This window comes from Helicobacter cappadocius (assembly GCF_030688855.1).
In the GTDB taxonomy this organism is placed as follows: domain Bacteria; phylum Campylobacterota; class Campylobacteria; order Campylobacterales; family Helicobacteraceae; genus Helicobacter_J; species Helicobacter_J cappadocius.
The window spans coordinates 1-23443 of record NZ_JAUYZK010000005.1 but is presented as its reverse complement, the minus strand read 5'-3'; the positions used below and the strand labels follow the sequence as shown (position 1 = coordinate 23443).

At 32.3% G+C, this 23443-nt stretch carries 22 protein-coding genes; 10 read left to right on the top strand and 12 right to left on the bottom strand.

Annotated elements, in window-relative coordinates; genetic code table 11:
* Nucleotides 1–2: 2 nt before the first annotated feature.
* The gene (locus tag Q5I06_RS04220) at nt 3–893 is read right to left on the bottom strand and encodes a hypothetical protein (RefSeq protein ID WP_305516870.1); all 891 of its coding nucleotides are present in this window, start codon (nt 891–893) and stop codon (nt 3–5) included.
* A 111-nt stretch (nt 894–1004) separates the two neighbouring features.
* On the opposite strand from Q5I06_RS04220, the gene Q5I06_RS04215 reads away from it, so the two are divergent.
* The 5 genes from Q5I06_RS04215 to Q5I06_RS04195 all read left to right on the top strand — a co-directional run bounded on the left by Q5I06_RS04215 (nt 1005) and on the right by Q5I06_RS04195 (nt 7922).
* The gene (locus tag Q5I06_RS04215) at nt 1005–1508 is read left to right on the top strand and encodes a peptidylprolyl isomerase (protein ID WP_305516871.1); all 504 of its coding nucleotides are present in this window, start codon (nt 1005–1007) and stop codon (nt 1506–1508) included.
* A gap of 266 nt (nt 1509–1774) precedes the next feature.
* Entirely contained in the window at nt 1775–4105 is a 2331-nt protein-coding gene (locus Q5I06_RS04210) for a dynamin family protein (protein ID WP_305516872.1), read from the top strand.
* A complete protein-coding gene (locus Q5I06_RS04205; RefSeq protein WP_305516873.1) occupies nt 4102–6132 on the top strand; it encodes a dynamin family protein in 2031 nt (676 codons plus the stop codon). The genes Q5I06_RS04210 and Q5I06_RS04205 overlap by 4 nt, the downstream gene beginning before the upstream one ends.
* Nucleotides 6133–6198: 66 nt before the next feature.
* Entirely contained in the window at nt 6199–7029 is an 831-nt protein-coding gene (locus Q5I06_RS04200) for a ferritin-like domain-containing protein (RefSeq protein WP_305516874.1), read from the top strand.
* Nucleotides 7026–7922: a DMT family transporter gene (locus Q5I06_RS04195; protein WP_305516875.1), complete on the top strand. Its 897-nt coding sequence runs from the start codon at nt 7026–7028 to the stop codon at nt 7920–7922. The genes Q5I06_RS04200 and Q5I06_RS04195 overlap by 4 nt, the downstream gene beginning before the upstream one ends.
* Here the strand turns inward: Q5I06_RS04195 and yaaA are convergent.
* Nucleotides 7912–8658 carry a peroxide stress protein YaaA gene (yaaA, locus tag Q5I06_RS04190; protein ID WP_305516876.1) on the bottom strand — a complete coding sequence of 249 codons (747 nt, stop codon included), beginning with the start codon at nt 8656–8658 and terminating at the stop codon, nt 7912–7914. The two genes, Q5I06_RS04195 and yaaA, sit on opposite strands and share 11 nt — an antisense overlap.
* 47 nt (nt 8659–8705) lie before the next feature.
* On the opposite strand from yaaA, the gene Q5I06_RS04185 reads away from it, so the two are divergent.
* Nucleotides 8706–9251, top strand: coding sequence for a DUF4149 domain-containing protein (locus Q5I06_RS04185; protein WP_305516877.1), 546 nt, complete (start codon nt 8706–8708; stop codon nt 9249–9251).
* Between the two features lie 98 nt (nt 9252–9349).
* Here the strand turns inward: Q5I06_RS04185 and rplT are convergent, their stop codons facing one another.
* The 9 genes from rplT to Q5I06_RS04140 form a co-directional block, all read right to left on the bottom strand.
* The gene (gene rplT, locus Q5I06_RS04180; protein WP_305516878.1) at nt 9350–9700 is read right to left on the bottom strand and encodes a 50S ribosomal protein L20; all 351 of its coding nucleotides are present in this window, start codon (nt 9698–9700) and stop codon (nt 9350–9352) included.
* Nucleotides 9701–9786: 86 nt separating this feature from the next.
* The gene (rpmI, locus tag Q5I06_RS04175; RefSeq protein WP_305516879.1) at nt 9787–9981 is read right to left on the bottom strand and encodes a 50S ribosomal protein L35; all 195 of its coding nucleotides are present in this window, start codon (nt 9979–9981) and stop codon (nt 9787–9789) included.
* Nucleotides 9982–10018: 37 nt separating this feature from the next.
* Nucleotides 10019–10534 carry a translation initiation factor IF-3 gene (gene infC, locus Q5I06_RS04170; RefSeq protein WP_305516880.1) on the bottom strand — a complete coding sequence of 172 codons (516 nt, stop codon included), beginning with the start codon at nt 10532–10534 and terminating at the stop codon, nt 10019–10021.
* Nucleotides 10531–12342, bottom strand: coding sequence for a threonine--tRNA ligase (thrS, locus tag Q5I06_RS04165; protein ID WP_305516881.1), 1812 nt, complete (start codon nt 12340–12342; stop codon nt 10531–10533). The genes infC and thrS overlap by 4 nt, the downstream gene beginning before the upstream one ends.
* Before the next feature lie 118 nt (nt 12343–12460).
* On the bottom strand, nt 12461–13783 hold the full coding sequence (locus Q5I06_RS04160; protein ID WP_305516882.1) for a sigma-54-dependent transcriptional regulator: 1323 nt from the start codon (nt 13781–13783) through the stop codon (nt 12461–12463).
* Nucleotides 13780–14448, bottom strand: coding sequence for a hypothetical protein (locus Q5I06_RS04155; RefSeq protein WP_305516883.1), 669 nt, complete (start codon nt 14446–14448; stop codon nt 13780–13782). The genes Q5I06_RS04160 and Q5I06_RS04155 overlap by 4 nt, the downstream gene beginning before the upstream one ends.
* Nucleotides 14448–16928 (bottom strand): DNA gyrase subunit A, encoded by a 2481-nt coding sequence (gene gyrA / locus Q5I06_RS04150; protein ID WP_305516884.1) that lies wholly within the window; start codon nt 16926–16928, stop codon nt 14448–14450. Before gyrA ends, Q5I06_RS04155 begins: the two co-directional genes overlap by 1 nt.
* A 61-nt stretch (nt 16929–16989) precedes the next feature.
* The gene (locus Q5I06_RS04145; protein ID WP_305516885.1) at nt 16990–17379 is read right to left on the bottom strand and encodes a diacylglycerol kinase; all 390 of its coding nucleotides are present in this window, start codon (nt 17377–17379) and stop codon (nt 16990–16992) included.
* Nucleotides 17366–18442, bottom strand: coding sequence for a hypothetical protein (locus Q5I06_RS04140; RefSeq protein WP_305516886.1), 1077 nt, complete (start codon nt 18440–18442; stop codon nt 17366–17368). The genes Q5I06_RS04145 and Q5I06_RS04140 overlap by 14 nt, the downstream gene beginning before the upstream one ends.
* A gap of 191 nt (nt 18443–18633) precedes the next feature.
* On the opposite strand from Q5I06_RS04140, the gene pgeF reads away from it, so the two are divergent.
* The 4 genes from pgeF to hypD all read left to right on the top strand — a co-directional run bounded on the left by pgeF (nt 18634) and on the right by hypD (nt 21594).
* A complete protein-coding gene (pgeF, locus tag Q5I06_RS04135; RefSeq protein WP_305516887.1) occupies nt 18634–19392 on the top strand; it encodes a peptidoglycan editing factor PgeF in 759 nt (252 codons plus the stop codon).
* Nucleotides 19393–19453: 61 nt separating this feature from the next.
* A complete protein-coding gene (gene hypB / locus Q5I06_RS04130) occupies nt 19454–20179 on the top strand; it encodes a hydrogenase nickel incorporation protein HypB (protein ID WP_305516888.1) in 726 nt (241 codons plus the stop codon).
* A gap of 12 nt (nt 20180–20191) precedes the next feature.
* Nucleotides 20192–20452 carry a HypC/HybG/HupF family hydrogenase formation chaperone gene (locus Q5I06_RS04125; RefSeq protein ID WP_305516889.1) on the top strand — a complete coding sequence of 87 codons (261 nt, stop codon included), beginning with the start codon at nt 20192–20194 and terminating at the stop codon, nt 20450–20452.
* A gap of 23 nt (nt 20453–20475) precedes the next feature.
* Entirely contained in the window at nt 20476–21594 is a 1119-nt protein-coding gene (hypD, locus tag Q5I06_RS04120) for a hydrogenase formation protein HypD (protein WP_370690920.1), read from the top strand.
* On the opposite strand, the gene Q5I06_RS04115 is transcribed toward hypD, so the two are convergent.
* A complete protein-coding gene (locus Q5I06_RS04115) occupies nt 21589–23274 on the bottom strand; it encodes an AAA domain-containing protein (protein WP_305516891.1) in 1686 nt (561 codons plus the stop codon). The two genes, hypD and Q5I06_RS04115, sit on opposite strands and share 6 nt — an antisense overlap.
* Nucleotides 23275–23443: the final 169 nt, after the last annotated feature.

Below are 23443 nucleotides of genomic sequence, written 5' to 3'. Positions count from 1 at the left end.
TTTTATTTTTGGATGTTGTTTGCTATTTTGGTAGGGGAGCTTGAGTTATAAGTAGCATTTTTGCAAACGCTATCTGAAATTTCACCTTTGAGAATCTTTTTTTCTTCTGTTTCACAGATAAATTGCTGTACAATTTCTTTTTTTATCAAAACAGGCAAATAGGAATCTTCAATAATGCTAAAAATTCCTAAAAAATCTCCGTTTTTATCAAAATATGGTTTTCCAAATGTAAATTTTTCATAAGAATTAAAAGGCAATGAATAACCATAAGAAACTTCTTTTTCTAGCTTTTCGTTATAATAAGTCTCTTCTCTAATAGGATAAGTCCTCTGTACGCCAAAAGTATCAGCTTCTTTAATGACCGGGAAATACAAACCATTTTGAATAAGATCTTTTGTAGGCTTTTTAGAAAATATTTTTTGTGCATATTTATCATATATGCGTTTATGATAATAGCTTTCAGTTCTGACATTACAATAATCATCAGTAAAAGCAGATGTTTTGAGCAATGATAGACCTTTATTGCTATCCATAGCTTTGAGCTGAAGCTCGGCAACACAGATGAGTGGATCTGCACTGTCATCTTGCATTTTTGCAACAATTTTTTGAGGATATAAACCTAAATGATAAGTAAGCTGAGAAGATGTTAAATAGAGACCATTTTGCAACAATAGTGCAAACCCTTGCTTAAAGCTTCCATCTTTGAAATAAGCGGTGATTACAGCTGTACCATAAACCCATTTGAAAGAATCCAAAGAATCAAACTGTGTTTTTTGAAAACGTCCTTCCAAGTTTGTGGATTCTTCATCTTCAAGTACATCTTCTGAAGCAAACACAAAAGCATTTGCTAAAAAAACAAAACAAGCCAAAAATGAAAATATTCTTTTATACATCTTGTTTATCCGCTTCCTTGAAAACTATTTTTGCCAACTTAATAGACTTGATAGTCTAAAATCGGTAGAATTTGTGTTTTATTTAATTTAAACCCAAAAAAAGGAAACATTATGGAAGAATTAAAAACATACGACATCAAACAAGAAGAACTCCAAAAGCTTCAATACGCTATAATATCGACCCAAAAAGGAGATATGTTGATAAAATTATTTCCTGAAGATGCCCCCCAAACAGTGATGAATTTTGCAAATTTATCAAAAAATGGTTTTTATGATGGATTGATTTTTCATCGTGTTATTGATGGATTTGTAGCACAAGGAGGTTGCCCGCATGGAACTGGAACTGGAGGACCAGGTTACCGTATCAAATGCGAATTAAGCAACAATCCCAACAAACATAAAAAAGGGTCTATTTCTATGGCTCACGCTGGAAGAGACACTGGCGGGAGTCAATTTTTTCTCTGCTTTGTGGAACTTCCCCATCTTGATGGCGAACATACCGTATTTGGAAGAATTTCACCTAATGATAAAGAAAGTTTGAAGATATTGGATTCTATTTCCCCTAACGATAAGATTATTAACATAAAAATACTAGAAAATCCGCCTCACAAATAAATCCATCATGATCTTTTTGTTGGGTTGTATTTTAAAAATTTTATAGAATACAGAAAAATATCACTGCCCTATTCCTTCTGAAATAAAGGGTAGTGAAGCAAAAATAAAATATTTCTTGTATTAATTTGTTTGTTGATAGCCTCTGTGTATATTTTATATATTAGTTCGATACTGGATTTACAAGTAATATATATAATTTATGCACTATTTATACATAAAAAATATGATACTATTTTAATAAATTTTTAGCTCAAAAAAGAGGCAAAATGGATATAAAAAATGATATTGCAGAATACTTCTTTTCATTAGTTTATCCAGAAACCTATTCAGAGTTCCATATCGAAAACATTTCTGAAGATGAAAAATCCTTTTTGGAAGAATTTCCTAAAGCTAATATATTACCACTAGAGGACAAAAACACAACAGAGTTATTCGCAATCATTCTTTCTTGCAATAATAGAAACAAAAATATTTTTTTAAATATGCCTTTTTTTGAAAATCTTTTGAAAAAACTAGGGTTACAATCAAATCAACGAGATATTCAAGCACTTCAAATACAAGTACTTGAATATATACAAAAACAAGATAACATAAATATCATTTATGAAATTTTTGAACATCTAAGCACTCTCAAAGTTGGAGGTATTATCCTCTATGAAGAAGAGCAATGTATCAAAACAAGCTTCAAACACTATATACACCAGCTAACGAGCAAACAAAAACTCAAGAAAATTCCAAAAAGACAAAAACCAAAGGCTTTTAATGTGAAAAATAGCTGGTTTTATCAAAATATTTCCCACATTGAAGAGATACTAGAAGATGCAAAAAAACTTAGTTTTATGCCCATATGGTTGGCAAAATTTGCAGATATACAAATCAATAATCTAAAACAAGCAAAATTTCATATCTCTATTTGCGGGATCGCAAAATCTGGAAAATCTACCCTTCTAAACGCATTATTATCTCAGGATGTGCTAGAAATATCTGCAATTCCAGAATCCACAAATAAAATAAAGGTATCTTACGCAAAGGAGCCTAAGGGAATTGTAAAATTCCTCAATAAAAAAGAGTGGAAAAAATTTATCGAAAATCTATATTTTGATGATGAGCTTAATACACTTATGAAAGAAAATAAGGAATCTTTTCGCAATCTTACGGATTTATATATTACTGATGATGGCTTAGAATTGGATATGAAAACTGATGATATTAAAAACTACACAAGCAGTAAGCATTATTCGAAAATATCCTACCTAGTAAAAGAAATCATTATACAATCTCCAGTAGAATTGCTAAAAAATAATCTGACTCTCATCAACACTCCCAATATCAACACTATATTTAATTACAAAGCCCATCAAATAGAAACCTGTATCTCAAAGAGCATCGCCGTTTTATACCTCATCAATGCTTCAAAGCCACATTCGCAAAAAGATATTGATTTTTTATCCAATATCATTGCTTATGAAAATTTGGAAAAAGTCCTCATTGTATTTACACGATCTGATTTAGTGAGCCTACCTGATCTAAAAAACTTGAGCAGCAGTATTATTGATGATATTAAAAAAACTTCTTCGGGAAATATTAACAAAAACATATCAAAAATAGACTTCATCCCAATTGCGAGTACTCTAGCCCTACTCCATCGGACAAATCATCAAGATGATGCACTTTTACGTGGATATGATATTGAAGATACGGGTATTATTGCACTTGAAGATTATATTGAAAATATTATATTCAAACACCCTACCCAATATACCCAAAAGCTCCTTTTAAATACCTATACAAACCTTGAAAAAATCTTCAAAAAAAGCCTCTCTATATTAGAACAATCAAATACTCAAAAAAATATTATAGATTTAGATGAAAAGCTTTCAGATATAAAAAATAAGATATTAGATTTTGCACAAGAAATGTTGCAAACAGTTGAGAGTACAACAGAAGGAACCAAAATAAAAATAAAAAATCTAGGACTCAACCTCAAGGGCTACTTACTAGATTATATTAACTATGAAAGTTCAAAAAACAACTATATCAACGCCTCTAAACTAGAGAATATTATCACAACCAATCTCAAAGATAATCTGAGATACCTTATAGAAAAAACCCAGAGTCATTTCGATAAAAGACTTGAAACTTTTATCGAAAATATACATTTGGTTTATAGCCTCATTAATCCAGATAAATTCGAAACTGAATTATTGAGATTTTATGAAAATAACTTGAGAGAAATCACAAAATATCAATACACAGAAGGAGATCTTAACCTTTATACCAATGAGCTAAAAAAATACATCAATCACATTCTCCGTGATGGAGCAAAGCTAAGGGATATTAAAAAGACAATGGATATGGCTTTTGAATTAAGCTATGAAAATATCCTCACATATCTGGATCAAAAAATTGACCGCAAGAAAAAGAATTTTTTAGACAAAATATCTCAGATGATTGAATCTATGGAATTTGTAATCAAAAATAATTCTAAACCTTTTATTTCTCCAAATCCAAAAGAAAAAATCTCACAACTTCAAGAAATCAAAAACATTGAAGAAAAAATTTCTTCGTATATCAAAGAGCTAAGGTTGATTCAATGAGTTGCATTTCAAGTTTTATTAAAGAGTATCAAAATATTCAAAACAACCTTTCACCAAAATTCGAGTCAGGAATAAAAGGCTTGATAAAGGAAGTTGGCTATAAACTAACTCAAGATAAGTTTTCCCCTTCTATTGAGCTAAAAAATCTTACAAAAAAACTAGACCAAAATTGCAAAGAGCCATTAAAAGTTTCTATCTTTGGGTCCAAACATAGCGGTAAATCAACCTTTATCAATACCATTTTACAAAGCCACATCATTCCTAGTGATCCAACTCACGCGAAAAAAACTTACATCATCGGTTATGGGCATACAAGATCTATCATCGCATATCACAAAGATCATACAAACACAGGGCTAAACACTTTATCCTTAAGTGCCCTCACCAAGGAAGAACTTGATAAAATTGCCTATTTTGAGATTAATTTTCCCATTCCCATTCTCAAAGATTTGGTTATTTACAAATATCCAGATATTGATCTAAGTGACGAAAAGAGCATCAAACTCACTACTGAAAAAATCAGTCAAAGCGATATACTTATATGGATAAATCGCATCGACGATCTAGCGAATATGGAAGAATTAAATACCTTCAAATCCCATATTCAAAAGAAGATGGATACTTCTTTGTGTATTCTAAGTCATATTGATGTGCTTGAAAAACCAGAGGATATTATTCCCTCATTAAGCTTTATCAAAGATCATTTTGGAGAAATATTTAGAGATATTTTACCTATATCTCCTATTATCTTATACAAAGAACTTGCCATTGATGAACAGCTATTTGTTCAAAAAGAACTTCAAAGACTCTTTCAAGAATACTCAAATATCAAATCTGAAACTTTCAAAATACATCAGAAATTATTAACACAAGCATTTGCAGATACTCAAGAAAGCATCAAGATATTTTATAAAAACCGAGCACCAATCCCAAAAGATCTACAGGAACAAAAAACAAACCTCAATGCTATTTTTGAACGTCTAAATTCATATATTATTCCAACAGCTAGAAGAAAAAAAGAAGAAATTATCAAAAATGAACTTATTATTACTATTGGAAAAATCAAAAAAAATTACTCTGATATTGCCAATATCTATGCTAAATTCAAAATTCTACTTCGTTTGAGTATAGAAAACCTTTCTAAAGAAATGGAAATTATTAAGAATAAGATTACAGAAGAATTAAATTTCTTTTTTACAAGTTTGGATTTTGATCGAAATAACATTATTGAGAGTATTTTAAAAAACACATATCCATACAAAACAAAGGTTTTTCTACAAAATCCAAATTTTTTCCAAATATTAAAAGGAAAAAAGAAAACTTTCAAGTCTTATGAGATTGACTCTGAAACAATATATCAAGAACTACTTAATCAAAAATCAAGACCATACAGAACATACAAGGCACTCTATTATAAATTCACAAAATTCACCCTCAATGTTAGTTCTATGTTTGAAAACTCCCTTAATGAGTTCATCGCTGAGCTCAAAAAATGGCAAACAAAAAATGAGCTTATCAAGAAAAAAGATGATATTTTAAGTGATTTTAGTTATAACAATTTGCGCATTTTTGCTTCCAATATCTATGAAAATATTGTGCTAGATTTTGTAGAAATTATTTCAGAAACCGACAAAGAACTCCAAGTTTTATTTTGTAAAATAAGCACACAACTACAGGCAAGACGAGAACTCCTCATAAAACATACCATTTCACTACTACTACAACATTTTCACAAAGAACTCAATGAGGCTAGTCTCAATACAGCAAAGACCTCCACAGCTCTAACAAAAGAATATCTCAACATAATTATCGATAAAAACTTTTCTATGGAAGAATACTTGCAGACCTTAAATAAAGATGGGGCACTCATAGAAATATTTGAAATGCTCAACAAAGAAATAATTCAACTTGGAAATCAAAAATATAACCTTATTGAAAAAAAAATATATGACCTAGAATTGCTTGAAAAAATGATTGCTAAAATCCACCAAGACATGTCCGTGCCCCCAGAGAAGTCCAATGCCTGATATAAAAAATTTTCTCTATGAAACATTGGTATTTTTAATACTAATGATAATTTTTTGGATATATCGATGGAAACTAAAAAAATGAATGAATTTTTTTCTTCTCTTGAGAATGTTTTATTTTGCCCTAACCCATTAGATAAATTTACCTTATTTGAAGATTTTTATTCAAATTTTTTAGATCAAAAAAATCATATGGATCATAATTACTTGCCAAAAAATCAAAAAAATCCGTCCTATGCAGGTTTTTGTAATATTGTTCATCCTACAAAAATATCTCGTCCAAAGATGCTTCAAAGCAACCAAAATCTAGCTAAAATAATCCACTCTCTAGCCCATATTGAATACAGTGCTATCGATTTGGCACTCGATGCTGCTTATAGATTTCAAAATCTCCCCACACAATATTACAAAGACTGGCTAGAAGTCGCAAATCAGGAAATAAATCACTTTAAATTGTTGCAAAATATTCTCAATGATTTGGGGTTTAGTTATGGGGATTTTGATGTTCATAATAATCTATATGAAGCAATGGTATTGACTAGCTCTTCTGTTTTTGATCGCATGGGCTTAGTTCATAAAGGTCTTGAAGCGATGGGATTAGATGCCAATCCCTTCGTAGTTGAAAAAATAAAAACCTCTTCACATCCTATCAAATCTAAAATCATTCAAGTTCTTGAAATTATTCTAAGAGATGAAATTTCACATGTAAATAAGGGAAACAAATGGTGGAAATATACCAATACAACAAATCTATCTTTTAATACATTTGTAAAAAGATTTTCAAATTTTTCTATCATAGGCAAAATACCAAATATTGAGGCAAGAATAATAGCTGGTTTTGAAGAAAATGAAATTCTGGATATTATCAATGCCACAAAACAAAAGGTAATCTATTGAAAAATAAAGAACTTATTTTTTCATTACTATTGCTCATTGCTATGGCATTCTGGGGTCTTTCTTGGCCTCTATCTAAAATAATGGTTGAATATTTATCTCCGTATGAAACCGCTTCCATAAGATTTGGACTGGTTGCACTTTCTTTTATTCCCATAATGATTTATCTCAAAATTCCGTTCAAAATACCAAAAAAGAGTTTTAAGGGAGTTTTTCTCACTTCAGTATTTAATGCTTCTTACTCAATACTTTTTTTTGTTGGGTTATCTTTGGGTGATGCAGGAAGTGCAGGAGTTATTGTAACCACTCTAGCACCCATACTTGCCTCCATTGTAGGTACTTTTATCCACCATAGCACTTTATTGAGGCGAGAAAAAGTGGGTCTTTTTTTGGGTCTGCTCTCTGGCGGGTTTTTACTCGGACTTAATCATATTTCTTCTTTATTTACACAATTTAATGTGATTTTTCTCATTGCAGCACTGTTGTGGGGATCGATTACCCTTTCATCAAAAAGTGCTACATCTTACATGAATGCTATTGCGTTAAATTTTTATTCTTCAGTTTTTAGCTTCATAGTCTTTTTTCCATCATTTTTTATATTTGGTTTTTCTGAAGCAAAAAATCTTGGGAATATATTCTGGATATGTATGCTTATTGTTGGATTACTTTCTACTACTTTTGCTACCACTATTTTCTATAAAGGTGTGCATATATTAGGAATCAACAGAGGTGGGAGTTTTACGCTTCTAGTTCCTGTTTTTGCATTATTATTTTCTTGGGCTATACTTGGCGAAACCCCAAGTCTCCATACTATTATCGGAGGGGGAATTGCGATGTTGGGCATCTATTTTATCAATCTATTTGAACCAAATCATTTCAAAAAAGTCAAGAAATAATCTCATAACTTAAAATCGTGGTATTCTTATGATGTTTTGTGTCAACAAATTTCAATCCTTCAATCTCTATATCCTCAAACTTATCGCATTGTTTTTGACTTATTTCTTTTAGATAAATACCACGGTAATATTTTGCATAATGGCTCACTTTTTTACCATTTTTTAAGAACTCTATCTGGGTATGCTCATATTTGAGAGGATAGGCTTTTATATAAATTTCTGCTCTCAAATCAAGTACTTTTTGATTTTCTAAATATATATCAATCATCGGGGCAAGTTTTTTATAGAATTGGGCAACTCCAAATCCACCATATTTAAAATTTTGATTATATTTATAAAAAGGCAATTTGTCCCCTGCTCTAATCATTCCAAAAAGATTACTAAAAATTAATACATTTTCAAGAATGTATTTTTGCGCATTATCTGGGAGTGTTGGAAAATCTAGAGCCTTATAAGCAACTCCTTGATATAGTCTAATCGCTTCCTGTGTGCTGGATTTTGCGATATTTAAACATAAAGTCATTTCATCAAGTAGTGATTTTGATTTGAGACTTTTAGTACCAAAAAGTTTAGAAATAACATTATCATCTTCTTTGAGAATTTCTAAATATTGCAAAAAATTATCTTTTACAATATCTGTGGATAGTGGCAAAGCGTCTAAAAATTCAAAGTTATCTTTTGTTGAAATAATTTTTGTAAGATTTTTTCCTTCAGAAGGACTGAATAATATTTTCATTTTATGCTCCTTTTGGTATGATTATACTTATTTTTACAGGAGTTTTAATGAATAAATTGACTTCCCTTATTCAATTAATCAGTGCTATATATCTTTGGTTAATAGGTGCTTGTATTGGTGCGATGATAATTTCTGGAGCTGTTGTTGCCCCTATTATCTTTAATGCTTACAGTTATCTCCCTAGCTTAGGTATCACCCAATATGATTCTGGCATCTTGATGACACAAATTTTTATTAAACTTAATTATTTGTTGAATTTTACAGCGATCATTATTATCATTTATGAATTATCGGTATTTAAATCTACAATTAAACCCTCCATTATTCTTTTAGGAATCAATATTTTGAGTATTTTGCTTATATTTCTTTTTTCACTTTATTACACTCCTGCTATTCTCGAGGCACAAAATATGGGGGCCGCTTATACTGCTACTCCAGAATTTGAAAGTATTCATACCCAAAGCGAAATGCTCTTTAAGATCTTGCTTGTTACATTAAGTATTTCTTTTGTATGGAGAATTGTCTTATTGTCCAAAAAGTCTCCCACCACAACAAAAGTATCTACGCCAAGGACACGTAAGAAAACAGCTTGAATTCTCCTAGATTCTTGCTTTTACTTATCTATACCACACAATAATAAGTCTTATATAAAGAAAAAGGACTATGATTTAATCATAGTCATCTGTAGGGATTAGAGGGATTTTTTTGCACTCTGCACAATTTTAGCAAATGCAGTCGGATCATTCATTGCCATATCTGCAAGAATCTTTCTGTCTAAATCAATGTTTGCTAACTTAAGACCATGCATAAATTTAGAATAACTGATGTCATTAATTCTGCAAGCTGCATTAATTCTTACAATCCACAAACTTCGAAAATCTCTTTTTTTCTGTTTTCTGTCGCGAAAAGCATAATACATACTTCTTTCAAGTTGTTCTTTGGCTTTCCTAAAATGCTTTCTTCTACCGCTATAAAAACCTCTAGCGAGTTTTAAAATCTTTTTGTGTCTTCTTCTTCTAACAACACCTGTTTTTACTCTCATATTTTTCTCCTTAACCTATTACTAGGTGCAAGTCTTATCGACTAAACTTTCCCTCTATTAAGAGGAGAGCCACTTTCCTGTATTATTTATGCTTTGCAAAGCATATTTTTTACAGAATCAATGTTCGCACTATGAACATACTTGGGTGCATTCAAATTAGCTTTACGTTGCGGACTTTTTTTTGTCAAAATATGACTTTTAAAAGCACTTCCACGTTTTATAAGATTCTTTTTTAGTTTGAATCTTTTGGCTGCACCACGATTTGTTTTCATCTTTGGCATTGTTTTTCTCCTTTCATAAGATTAAATTCTATTACGTTTATTTTTTCTTAGGCACAAAAAGCCAAGATACATATCTACCTTCAGTCTTTGGTTCTTTTTCAGGTGTAGCAATATCTTCCATCATTGCATTAACCCGATCTAAAACAACCAAACCAACTTTTGGATCGCTATTTTCACGACCCTTTAAAACTACCTTGAATTTCACATGTTTGCCTTCTTCTATGAATTCTCTAGCATGTTTAACTTTATAATTGATATCATTTTGAGCAATTTGAGTAGAGAGTTTTATCTCTTTAATATCAATTTGCTTTTGCTTTTTCTTTGCTTCCTTGAGTTTTTTTTCTGCCTGATAACGGTATTTACCATAATCCATCACCTTGCATACAGGTGGAGTTGCATTGGGTGAAATCAAGACAAGATCAAGACCTCTAGAATTCGCAATTTTTTGAGCCTCTGATGAAGAAATCACCCCAAATATCTCTCCATCATCTCCTATACATCTAACTTCCGAAAAATCAATCTCTTCGTTCAGTAATAATTCTTCTTTACTCAAAAGCTAACCTCTTTCATTTTGATTTCTACCATATTTAAAAACTCCTTTTCTTGTATCTGGTATTGAGTTTTTGACTGCCTATCTCTAATAGACAATATTCTCTCTTCAACCTCTTTAGCTCCTATAACTGCTATCATAGGAACCCTTTGTTTTTCCGCATTTCTTATTTTTTTATTCAAAGTTTCATTCTTATCCATTATTTCAGCATATGCCCCTATGCTTAAAAGCTGCTTCTTAATTTCTTGTGCATAAGGAATCTGTTCTTCAGAAATAGGTATCAAGACAATCTGAGTAGGTGCAATAAAAAATGGAAACTCTCCTCCAAAATGCTCTGTCAAAATTGCTACAAATCGCTCAAAAGAACCTAAAATAGCCCTGTGAATCATAACTGGCTGTCGATAAGTATTATCTTTATCGGTATATTGCAAATTAAATCTTTCAGGCAAATTCATATCAATCTGCACCGTACCACATTGCCACTTCCTGCCAATAGCATCTGTGATTTTAATATCTATCTTAGGACCATAAAAAGCCCCTCCACCAACATCTATTTTATAATCAATACCATTACTCTTAAGTGCATCTTCTAGGGCATTAGTCGCTACTTGCCACACTTCATCACTACCGATAGATTTTGAGGGTTTGGTCGAAAGTTCCATTTCATAGTTAAAACCAAATGCTCCCATAATCTTACGAGTAAAATCGATAATATTACTCACCTCATCTTTGATTTGAGAAGGTTGGCAAAAGATATGTGCATCATCTTGAGTGAATTCCCTTACCCTTAAAAGTCCGTGCAATACTCCGCTTTTTTCATGGCGATGAACCACTCCATATTCATAAAACCGCAATGGAAGCTCACGATAACTTCTTATTGAACTTTGATAGACTTTAATATGCCCCACGCAATTCATAGGTTTTATACCATACTCCACATCATCTATCACGGTAAAATACATATTTTCTTTATAATTATCATAATGACCACTAACTTTCCAGACACTACTCTTGAGTATCTCAGGACCCCTTACAGGCTCATATTCCCTTACAATTAATGCCCTAGTGAGTAACTCCTCAATTCTCCTACGCAATCTTGCACCTTTAGGAAGCCATATTGGAAGTCCTGCACCAATCTCTTCATCAAATCCAAAAAGACCCATTTCAAGACCAAGCTTTCTATGATCTCTTTTTTTAGCTTCTTCAAGCTGATGAATATAGGTATTTAAGTTTTCTTTATCTGCAAATGCTACACCATATATCCGAGTAAGCATCTCAGCTTTTTCATCACCACCCAAATACGCACCTGCAAGCTTAGTTAGCTTAAAACTATGCAAGAGTTTTGTATTTGGTAAATGTGGCCCACGACATAAATCCTCAAAATTACCTTGTCTATAAACGCCAAACTTATCTCCGGGTATCTTACTCATTACCACCTGCTTAAGTTCATCACCCAAAAACTTTTGGATCGCTTCTTGTTTGGTGATAGTCTCTTTTGTTATTGGAAGAGCTTTTTTTGCAATCTCTTTCATTTTCTTTTCAATAACATTCAAATCTTCTTCGGTAATTTTTGAGCTAGTTTTAAAATCATAATAAAACCCTTCATCTACAACAGGACCGACGAAAAATTTCGCATCACTATAGAGTTCTTTAATGGCTTGTGCCATCAGATGGGCACAAGAATGCCTGATTATAGACAGTGCATCTGCGGAGTTATCAAAGTATATCTCTTGACCTTTAATGCCTTCTTGCTTCGCAGTCTGGGTATCAAAAATTTTATTATCATGTTTTATGCCTATAACTTCGGACATATTTAATATTACCTTCTAGATATGGGTTATATAGTAATTTGAGAACTCTAAAAAACGCTAATTATAACATAAATTAAACATAATTTTATGAATTTTATCCCCACAAATCTACATATTTCTAAAAATTCAATCCATATTTAGCAATCTTATGTTTGAGCATATCCAAATTCATTCCCAATATTTCAGCACTCTTTACAAGGTCGCCTTGGCAGTCTTTATATACCTCTTTGATTAAATCAATCTCAAGGGTAGCTATTTTAGAAGAGTTTTTTTTGGGATTTCTGCTTTCTAAAAATAAATCCTCTTCTTCTATAAACTTTCCTTCGCTTAATATTGTAGCCCTCTCAACTACAGATAAAAGCTCTCTAATATTTCCATACCACTCATATTCTAACATTTTGTTTTTTGCTCCAGGAGAAAAAGTTTTCTTTGGAAAATTATATTGTTCTAGCACATTTTTAAGCTTCCATTCCGCAAGAGGAAGAATTTCTTCTTTTCTGTCTTTAAGCGGAGGAATATGGATGGGAACGGTTTGAAGTCTAAAAAAAAGATCTTCTCGAAAATCACCGTCTTGGACTTTTTGTTCAAGATTTGCATTAGTAGCAGAAATAAATCTGACATCTATTTTTATGTTTTTTGCACTTCCAAGCCTTGTAATTTCCTTTTCTTGAATTGCTCTGAGCAATTTACTTTGAAGAACCAATGGCATCTCTCCTATTTCATCTAAAAATACACTCCCACCATTTGCACATTCAAAAAGACCTGCTTTTGATGTGCTTGCGTCAGTAAAAGCTCCTTTCTCATAACCAAAAAGTTCTGATTCTAACAAATGATCAGGTATTGCTGCCATATTGATAGCTATAAATGGAGCTTGTTTTCTTGGAGAATTCTTATGAATAAATTTAGCAAATACTTCCTTTCCTACCCCACTTTGCCCTAAAAGCAAGACACTCGCATCAGTGAGTGAAACTTTTTGAGCTACCTTTATGACCCCTTGCAATGCTTCTGAGGTTGCTATAAAATCAGTGGTTTGTTTTGATTTATCTTTAATTTGAATCGTATTTGGACTCTCTTGATGATTTTTTTGAAATTCGATGAGTTTTTTACTTCGATAGATGGCTTCTAATAAAAGTTCAGGCTCAAATGGTTTTTGGAAAAAATCCTTCACTCCTAATCTAATAGAATCAATTGCTTTGTTTAATGTTGCATTTCCTGTAATCACTATCGCTTCATATCGACCATTAAGTGTTCTTAAAAACTCTAATCCATCCATTTGTGGCATATTGATATCAGTAATCACTAAATTAAAACTATCATCAAGCACTTTTAGGGCATCTTTGGGATTTTTGAAACTAACTATCTGAATATCTTCATTATCGCTAAAAAATAATTCCAAGCTTTTGCGCATATTAATATCATCTTCAACAATGGCAACCTTCATTTTTTCTCCTTATAAACTTCTAATATCAAAAAGCTATTATCCAAATATGCTTGAACCGATCTAGCAGGAAGAAAGAGTGTTGTTTTGCTAGTGGCTTGTAAATGATTAATAAAACTATCATCCCTGACCTTCACTCCACTTTTATAAAGACACTCTAAGACAGCATCTTTTTTTGCTTCTAAAATAACTTTTAAAGCATAACTCTCATCATCATCTCCCAAAAAATCTCCAATATAAGTATCAATTCTGCATTGATAATCAAATTCGTATCTAGTGCTATTTATACGACTTTTGATAGGCTCTGAAATATTATAACGCTCACCTTTAGCAATCCCATCTTTTATGTATAACTCATAAGAAATTAAAAATTCCTTTTTTTCAGTTTTTGGAGATATTTCCGCATTCAGAGCTTCAGGAGATAAGAAATCTGTGGGTAAAACTTGAGGTAAAACTCCCTCCAAATAATCATTATTATAGGTTTTCAATGGAGGCAAAAATGGCGGATTAAATGGCTCTTGGGGACTAGAAAAAGAATATATTTGGGGCAAAAAAGGAAAAGAATCGAGTGATAAGGGAGGTGGATTAGTCTTCCAAGTCTGTAAATCATAACCATACAAACCTGCAACTAACATTCCTATCACAAACAAAACCAACTTTTTTGGCATTACTCTGTTTCCAAACTATCCTCGTTAATATCTTCTTCATCTACAAGTTCTTTAGGACAGCGACTCACATAAGCAACTTTTTCAGCCCCAACATTGATGATTTTTACTCCACTAGTATTTCTTCCTGCCTCTCTGATAGCTTCAATAGCAACGCGTATCATTTTACCACTTGTCGTGAGCACCATCAAATCCATATTTTCATCATTAACATTCACAACGCTTACGAGTTTTCCTGTTTTTGAGGTAAGTTTCATAACAATAACCCCCTTGCCTCCACGACTTTGCAAACGATATGCACCCGCTAAAGTTTGTTTACCGATACCTTGTTCGCTAACAGTGAGAAGTTTATCAGTATCTGAAGTAATAGTTGTCGCACCAATAACAAAATCTTCATTTGCCTTAAATCGAATACCAGTAACACCTCTAGAAACCCTGCCAATCTCTCTAACATCATTAACATCAAAACGAATACACATTCCTTGATATGTTGCAATAAATAATTCTTTGACATCCTTATCTACTATTTTTGCCGTTACAAGCTCGTCTCCATCATCAAGATTGATGGCACGTACTCCTACACTTCTAATATTGCTATATTCACTGAGATTTGTTCGTTTTACAATACCATTTTTAGTAAAAAATACTAAAGACTTATCGCTATTAAAGTCTGTTGTTGTTATCGTTGCCATAATTTTCTCATCTGCTGAGAGATTGATAAGATTCACAACAGCCTTTCCTATAGCTGTTCTACCTGCTTCTGGTATTCTATAAACCTTAAGCCAATACAATTGTCCTTTATCTGTTACAAACATAATCGTATCATGAGTATTTGCAATAAAAAACGATTCAATAAAATCATCATCGTGAGTATTTCCAGATATTTTACCCTTACCTCCACGATTTTGTTTTTCATATGTTTTAAGCTGTACGCGTTTAACATAGCCACGATGGCTCATTGTTACTACCACTGGCTCATTTGGAATCAAATCTTCTATGTCAATTGCATCGTAATCTTCTTCTATTTGTGTCTTTCTAGGTGAGCTAAATTTTTCTCTAACCTCCAAAAGTTCAGCTTTTATAATTCGTTTGAGCTCATCTTCACTTTTTAGAATTGCATTAAGTTTTTCAATCTGTGCCAATAATTCAGCATACTCTTGTTCAATTTTATCTCTTTCAAGACCTGTAAGACGCTGCAATCTCATTTCTAAAATGGCCTTACTTTGAAGTTCAGAGAGTCCAAACTTTTCCATCAAGCCATTTTTTGCCTCATCACCATCTTTACTTGCACGAATAAGTTTAATAACTTCTTCAATATGATCAAGTGCGATTTTGAGTCCTTCGAGAATGTGAGCTCTTGCCTTGGCTTTTTCCAATTCAAAAATCGTCCTGCGGATCACAACAGTTTTTCGATGAGATATAAACAGATTGAGCAATTCAGAAAGACTGAATATTTTTGGTTCTTTATTGTTGATTGCCAAAAGAATGATTCCAAAAGTTGATTCCATTGTAGTAGATTTATACAGATGATTAAGTACAATTTCGCTCATTGCTTCTTTTTTTAGTTCAATAACAACCCTTATTCCCTCGCGATCAGATTCATCTCTGACTTCTGAAATACCTTCGATGATTTTATCCTTGGCAAGTTCGCTTATTTGCTCAACTAGCTTTGCCTTATTGGTTTGATAAGGAACTTCATCTATAACAATCACATCTTTGGTCTTTGTTTTTTCAATATGGACTTTTGCCCTTACCTTTATCCTGCCTCGCCCTGTTCTATAAGCCTCTATAATTCCTTGTTTTCCAAATATGATTCCACCTGTTGGAAAATCAGGACCATTGACAAAACCCATCAGTTCCTCCAAGGAGGCATCAGGAGTGTCAATCACACAAATGAGTGCATCAATGATTTCATCTATCCGATGAGGGGGTATTGAAGTTGCCATACCAACTGCGATGCCACTTGATCCATTAACCAAAAGATTTGGAATACGACTGGGTAAAACGTCGGGTTCTTTTAGTGTGTCATCGTAATTTGGAACAAAATCCACAGTATCTTTATCTATATCTCTCAAAATCTCTTCACTTGCTTGAGTCATTCTAGCTTCTGTATATCTCATCGCAGCAGCATTATCGCCATCAATAGAACCAAAGTTTCCCTGTCCATCAACAAGCTCAAGCCTCATTGAAAAATCCTGCGCCATTCTTACGAGTGCATCATATACAGCAGTATCTCCATGCGGATGATATTTACCAATAACATCCCCTACAATCCTTGCACTTTTTTTATAAGCCACTCTTGAGGTTAATCCAAGCTCACTCATCGCATAAAGAATTCGCCTATGAACAGGTTTTAATCCATCTTTTGCATCAGGCAAGGCACGTCCGATAATAACACTCATTGAATAATCAAGGTAACTCTCCTTGACAGAATCATCAATCTTTACATCCACTACGCTTGTATTATCCAACAAATTATCCATCACTACTCCGTTTTATTTCTGATTACTTCCTAGACATTTTAACTTATTTTTGCTTAATCTCTCAAACGACATATTTACACCACAAGAAACTCCCCCAAACACAGACCCAAAAAACCAACACTACAAATTGTGCGGTACTTCCCATATCCTTAGCCTTTTTTGCTAGAGGGTGAGATTTTAAGCTTGTAAAATCAATCGCATTTTCAATCGCGGTATTTATGAGTTCTACCACAACAGAAAGCACAGGTGGTATAATTAACAACATTCTATCTTCCCAAGATGAAGAAATAAAAAAAGTTCCAAAAATACAAAAAATTGCCAAAATAAAAACTTGTCTGAAAGCAGCTTCATCTATCCAAGCACTCAAAAAACCGTCTCTAGAATAAAATAAAGCATTTAAAACTCTTTTTAGACCGCCTCTGCCTTTTTTACTATTTCTATTTTGTTTCATAAGGAATGATTTGTGTTTTTAAATCATAGTTGTTAAATATTTTTGCAAATATTTTTTGTTGCGTCCCTTGATGCTCAATGTTAAGCAACATATCTGAAGACAAATTAAAATAAGGTGCTTTTTCTTGTTTTGGAACTAGTGATATCTTTACCCCTGAAGCATTTCCTGTAGCCATCCTCCCAATGCCATCAACAAACTGAAGTATGCCATCTTGATAAGGACTACCCAAAAATCCCGTAGCTCCCAGTATTAAACCTGTGAGATTTTTAAAGTTTTCAATTACAAACTCATAAGTTTTATCACTAAATTCCTCATGGGAACTTTGATGTTTTTGTTGATAATACTGCTGGACAATTGGATATAAAAATTCTTTAAGATTTTTGGAATTGATCTGATAGGAGATGCTATCAATAGCCTCATAAAACATGGGTGGTTTTCTTATGGATTCTTTTTTTAGATCAAATGCGAATGAATAGTATTGAAGAAGTGATTTTAGAATCGCCTTATCAACAAACTTTTCACTCTTTATCCTCTCAATACCATTTATCTCATAGGAAGCAACGCTAGTTGTAATATTACATTTTGTTTGTGCTTGTATTTCTCCAGTTTTTTTGTCCAAAACTCTATTTTTCTGATTACAAACCAAAGATCTTGGTTTAAAAATATCATAAACTTTATGTTTATCGTCTTCTTTAAGCTCTTTATCAATAAAATCCAAAGAAAGGTTAGGAAAACTAAGAGAAAACTCTAGGCTATCCCTTCTGAGACCTTCTAAGCTTAATGTGGCTTCACTGAACCCAATCAATTTTTCTTGAGTATTTTTTTGGATAATCTCAATATTCTTACTCACACACTCATAGCCTATTAGACCAGAACATACAAAAGGTTGAAATTTAACTTCGGTATTATTTTTACTGAATTCATCATTTATTTTTATCATCGAATCATTCAAGCTCATCTGCAATTTAGATCTAAACTCAGAGCTAAGCTTATACCCCACACCAAGTAATATCAAGATAAGCAAAGCCCCTAAAGACAGTAAAATAACTACGATTTTTTTCATAAACATCCTTGATCTAAGTATTATCTAAAAAAATTATAGCAAATTATAAGAGTTTTTCTTGTCAAATATCCAAAATACCCAAACTTCAAGTCTTGTTTGGTTTTAAAACTTTTTGCTCTATTGGTTTTGCACTTATTGTTTTGATGCTAAAATAAATCTAAATAAATCATCCATTTTAAAGGAATTTCTAAATGTCTGACAATCAAGCCATCTTTTATTCAAGTGCAAACAGCCCCTTGTTTAAAAATACAAATATTAATTTTGCCCTAACCTCAAGATATGGAGGCAAAAGTCTTCAACCTTATGATAGCTTGAATCTTGCCTATCATGTAGGAGATAAAATATCTCATGTCCATAAAAATAGAAAAATTATTCAAAATATCTTCCACAGTGATAAAAAGCTTTTGTGGATAGATCAAATACATAGTGATATTATCCTAGATATAGAGAAAAAAGATTATAAGCATGGTTTTGTGGGAACTGCAGATGCGATGATATGTGCAAATGAAAATGTAACTTGTATGGTTATGATAGCAGATTGCAATCCTATATTAATCTATGATCAAAACATCCGATGTTTTGGATTAATCCACGCAGGAAGAGAAGGTCTAGTAAAATCTATTATTCCTAAAACTATTGATAAGATGATTCAAACATATGGAGCAACAACCAAAAATATGCTTGTATTTGTGGGGGCTTCCATTAGAAAATGTTGCTATGAGGTCAGTGAAAATCTTGCTATGTCTTTCAAAAAATCTTATATCATTAAAGATAACTCAAAATACAGACTTGACTTGATTGCATTACTCAATGATCAACTCACACAATCTAATATTTCATCTAAGAATATAGAGGTTTTACCAATCTGCTCTTGTTGTGAGATGGACTTATTTTCCTATCGAAGAGATCATACTACAGGGAGATTTGGACTTCTTGCAACTTTGGTGTGATTCTAAATATTTAAATGCAAAAAGTATAATAGGCATTATAAACTGACAGAAGGTGGCATAAATGAATACACGAGAGCAATCACTGCAAAATAATCCAAATTTAAATAAAAAAAATGTTCAGATCGTAGAAAAGATTTTAAGCAAAAACGATCTCAAAGCAAAACAATTACGAGAAAAATACAAAAATGAGGGGCTTTATACCATCAATTTAATGAGTTCTCCAGGAAGTGGAAAAACAACTTTATTAGAAAGTTTATCTGAATTTAATGATTTCAAATTCTGTGTTGTAGAAGGAGATCTTCAAACAAATCGTGATGCAGATAGGCTTATAAAAAAAGGGGTTTTTGCCGAACAAATCGCTACGGGGGAAGCTTGTCATCTTGAAGCAAGTATGGTCGAAAAAGCTTACGAAAAACTCAAAAATAAAGGAGCAACACAGAATGCAGATTATCTCGTAATCGAAAATGTTGGAAACTTGGTTTGTCCAGCTAGTTATGATTTAGGAGCAGCACTTAATATTGTTTTGCTTTCTGTTCCTGAAGGTGATGATAAAGTTCTGAAATATCCTACTATGTTTTTATGTGCAGATGTTGTGGTTATCAGCAAATCCGATATGATTGATTACTTTGGCTTTAGAGTTTCACAAGTTCAAGAAGATATGGCAAAACTTAAACCCGATGTTCCAATCTTTCTAACTAATAGCAAAGACAAAAAAAGTCTTGAAAAATTCAAAGATTTTATTATAAACAATAAAAAACAAGGATATTATTCCAAACACTCGTTTTAAAAGGAAGATAAAATGTGTTTAGCTATTCCCTCCAAGGTTGTTGCTATCAATAAAGAAACCAATTCAGCAACATTAGAAACACTAGGCGTTCAACGTGAGGCGAGTTTGGATCTAATGGATGAAGAAGTTAGTATTGGAGAATATGTTCTTCTGCATATTGGTTATATAATGAGCAAAATAGATGAAGAAGATGCTTTGGAATCTATCAAACTATACCAACAAATGATAGAATCAATGGAAGATGAATATGTTGATGAAGAATATCGAGTATAAATATACAAAAAGAAATCATCATGATTAATGACTCCTTATTTATCGACTCCTTTAGGGATAAACAAACTATCTTAGCACTGTCTCGACAAATTAAAAATATAGCTTCTAAGTTGCCAAATAAACTTCATATCATGGAAGTTTGTGGAGGACATACACACACATTGATGCGTTATGGATTGGGCAGATTATTGCCCAAAAATATAGAATTTATACACGGTCCAGGATGTCCTGTATGTATTATGCCCAAGAATAGAATTGATCAAGCATATGATATCGCATGTGCTCAAGATACGATTTTGCTTACACTTGGAGATATGATGAAGGTTCCAGGCTCAAGGGGAAGCCTTCAAGATGCTCGTTCTAATGGAAAGGATGTTCGTTTTATTTATTCTCCATTACAAGCCATAGAAATTGCATCTAAAAATCCTAACAAAAAAATAGTTTTTTTTGCAATTGGATTTGAAACGACCACTCCAATGACTGCTTCTTTATTGCAACGGGTTTATGATCTGAAAATAAAAAATCTTTTTTTTCATATCAATCATGTTTTAGTTCCTCCTCCCTTAGAAGCAATTCTTTCACACAAGGATTGTCAAATCAATGCCTTGATTGCACCCTCTCATGTCAGCGTTATCGCCGGAGCTAAAATTTATCAACCTATTTTAGAACACCACCAAATTCCCACCGTCGTAAGCGGTTTTGAGCCTGTGGATATGATGGAAAGCATTTTAAAACTAGTTCTGCAGGTCATCCATAATGAACCTAAAATTGAGATACAATATTCTCGTATTGTAAATATGGAAGGTAATACAAAGGCTCAAAAACTAATAGAAAAATTTATGACTCCAAGAGAGGAGTTCCAATGGCGAGGATTGGGGAATATTCCACATTCTGCTCTAAAGCTAAAAGAAGAATATGCGTATTTTGACGCCGAAATACTATTTGATGGTATCTTAAGTAAAACTTCAGTCCAAGACAACAAAGCCTGTCGCTGCGGTGATATTCTAAGAGGAATTGCTAGACCTCCTGAATGCAAAGTGTTTGGAAGATCTTGCACACCTACAAATCCTCTAGGAAGCTGCATGGTGAGTTCAGAGGGTGCTTGTGCAGCTTATTATAAATATGGCGAAATCAGTTCATAAACTTAAACGTATTACCTTATCAAATGGTTTAGAAATATCAAGAATATTTTTCAGAAATTGTCCTTGCTGCATTTTCCAAAATTCATAATCACACACAATAATCAATCGTTTTTTGATTCTACTCACAGCAACATTCAATGCATGTAATGCTTTGAAATTATAAGAATCGGTAAGATGGTAATGCAAACCAACAGGAGAGAAAACAACTGTATCAAACTCTTGACCTTGCGAACCATGAATTGTCCAAACTCTATCTCTAGGTATCCCGATCTCAATCATATATTTTCTTTGCCTAACAAATGGTGTAAGAATAGCGTAATCTGTACCTCGAAGAAGCCTAGATAGTTCTAATATGCTCCTAGCTTCAGAAATATTAGTATGCTTTTCATCTTTTGTGCTAGACTTACTATCTATATAAAAGAGTTCAGTATGTTCATCAGTTCCTCTTAGTCCATTTTTATAAATATATTCATCTAAGATTTTTGCTAGATTATCTCCATACCGATGAGTTTTAGTCAATTTAAGAACGCAGATATTTTTAAAAAAAACTTCTTGATATTGTGTTTTACTAAAAATTGGATTACTCTTATCTAAAGCATCACCTGAAATAAATTCTTCTAGATTAAGAGCGGATAAATTCCACAAATTAGCATAAAAATTATCTCCTATAGCGATATCTTTTTGTGGCATTTCGCAAATTGGACTCAATTGCTTATGATCTCCTAAAAATGTAAGTGGCGTATTATCTACACACAATGCACAAGCTTTGATAAGAGGAGTAAAAGCACATTCATCTAAGAAAATATGCTCAAATTTTATATCTAATGCTCTGTATTTACGGATAAAACCATCTACAGTCATTCCAACAAGCAAAGATTCCTTGAGTCTATCTTTCGTATTAATATCAAAGTTAAAAAGATTCGATGGGGTGGTTTTTTTCAAAATATTTGGATCACAAACCTCTATATAATCAGTCAAAAATGAGTTTGTTGGCATCCCTAAACGTAATATTTTTTCTCGATTTAACCCAAGTTTGTCAAATTTTTTGATGAGAGTTTTCAAAACCTGTTCTAACGCATTATTTGTAGGAGCAAGAACACAGATCTTTTTTCCAGCATAAATAAAATTTAAAAGAGATTCAAATAAAACAACTTGCGTTTTACCACTACCTGGAGGTCCCCAAACGTAGGAAATAGGATGAGAAAAAATATTCTCAATCGCAAAACCCTGCTCCAAAGTTGCTTCTTTTGAAATACTAGGCTTAAGTTCATTGATTTGATTTGGTAGTGAAATTTTACTGCCTTGCGAAAAAAAATCCTCTACACTTTTAACTAAAAATTTTAAATCACTTAAAAGAGAGATTTCTTGTTTTTTTATTTTTTTAAGGTTAGCACATATGCTTTCATCAACCTCTAGACACAAAATATTTAATTTTTCATCATAATATTTCGCTCCTACATTATCATTTCCTATAAAAAAATCACTCTTACCAATCCTTAAAATGAGACTTTCAACATTAAACAATTTGCTTTTTAGAGAAAAATAAACTTCGTTTCCAGAAATACTAAAATCTACAATCTTTATATTTTCAAGTCCTAGATCATTTTGGGCTAAAAATTGGTAATAAATCTGACTAGATTTTATTAGAATATCTCTCATTGCTACATCTTTTTTTATCATAAAGATACCCAATTTATCCCAAATCTTCCATAAAAACAAAGGAAGTATATTAGAGATAAAAATACATCAAAATAAAGATTGTGATAAAAACTATCCTATCAAATCTCCAAAAACTACCTATCAATAGCTGTTCTATCTGTATTTATATCTAAAATAATATTCTAAATAT

Excerpts from the sequence above, each read along its gene's own strand:
- Q5I06_RS04155 (WP_305516883.1), bottom strand. The coding sequence starts at position 14,448 with ATGCCAAAAAAGTTGGTTTTGTTTGTGATAGGAATGTTAGTTGCAGGT.
- Q5I06_RS04205 (WP_305516873.1), top strand. The coding sequence starts at position 4,102 with ATGAGTTGCATTTCAAGTTTTATTAAAGAGTATCAAAATATTCAAAAC.
- Q5I06_RS04185 (WP_305516877.1), top strand. The coding sequence starts at position 8,706 with ATGAATAAATTGACTTCCCTTATTCAATTAATCAGTGCTATATATCTT.
- rpmI (WP_305516879.1), bottom strand. The coding sequence starts at position 9,981 with ATGCCAAAGATGAAAACAAATCGTGGTGCAGCCAAAAGATTCAAACTA.
- Q5I06_RS04160 (WP_305516882.1), bottom strand. The coding sequence starts at position 13,783 with ATGAAGGTTGCCATTGTTGAAGATGATATTAATATGCGCAAAAGCTTG.
- yaaA (WP_305516876.1), bottom strand. The coding sequence starts at position 8,658 with ATGAAAATATTATTCAGTCCTTCTGAAGGAAAAAATCTTACAAAAATT.
- Q5I06_RS04140 (WP_305516886.1), bottom strand. The coding sequence starts at position 18,442 with ATGAAAAAAATCGTAGTTATTTTACTGTCTTTAGGGGCTTTGCTTATC.
- Q5I06_RS04125 (WP_305516889.1), top strand. The coding sequence starts at position 20,192 with ATGTGTTTAGCTATTCCCTCCAAGGTTGTTGCTATCAATAAAGAAACC.
- pgeF (WP_305516887.1), top strand. The coding sequence starts at position 18,634 with ATGTCTGACAATCAAGCCATCTTTTATTCAAGTGCAAACAGCCCCTTG.
- Q5I06_RS04220 (WP_305516870.1), bottom strand. The coding sequence starts at position 893 with ATGTATAAAAGAATATTTTCATTTTTGGCTTGTTTTGTTTTTTTAGCA.
- Q5I06_RS04145 (WP_305516885.1), bottom strand. The coding sequence starts at position 17,379 with ATGAAACAAAATAGAAATAGTAAAAAAGGCAGAGGCGGTCTAAAAAGA.
- Q5I06_RS04210 (WP_305516872.1), top strand. The coding sequence starts at position 1,775 with ATGGATATAAAAAATGATATTGCAGAATACTTCTTTTCATTAGTTTAT.
- Q5I06_RS04115 (WP_305516891.1), bottom strand. The coding sequence starts at position 23,274 with ATGATAAAAAAAGATGTAGCAATGAGAGATATTCTAATAAAATCTAGT.
- thrS (WP_305516881.1), bottom strand. The coding sequence starts at position 12,342 with ATGTCCGAAGTTATAGGCATAAAACATGATAATAAAATTTTTGATACC.
- gyrA (WP_305516884.1), bottom strand. The coding sequence starts at position 16,928 with ATGGATAATTTGTTGGATAATACAAGCGTAGTGGATGTAAAGATTGAT.
- Q5I06_RS04215 (WP_305516871.1), top strand. The coding sequence starts at position 1,005 with ATGGAAGAATTAAAAACATACGACATCAAACAAGAAGAACTCCAAAAG.
- Q5I06_RS04200 (WP_305516874.1), top strand. The coding sequence starts at position 6,199 with ATGGAAACTAAAAAAATGAATGAATTTTTTTCTTCTCTTGAGAATGTT.
- rplT (WP_305516878.1), bottom strand. The coding sequence starts at position 9,700 with ATGAGAGTAAAAACAGGTGTTGTTAGAAGAAGAAGACACAAAAAGATT.
- hypB (WP_305516888.1), top strand. The coding sequence starts at position 19,454 with ATGAATACACGAGAGCAATCACTGCAAAATAATCCAAATTTAAATAAA.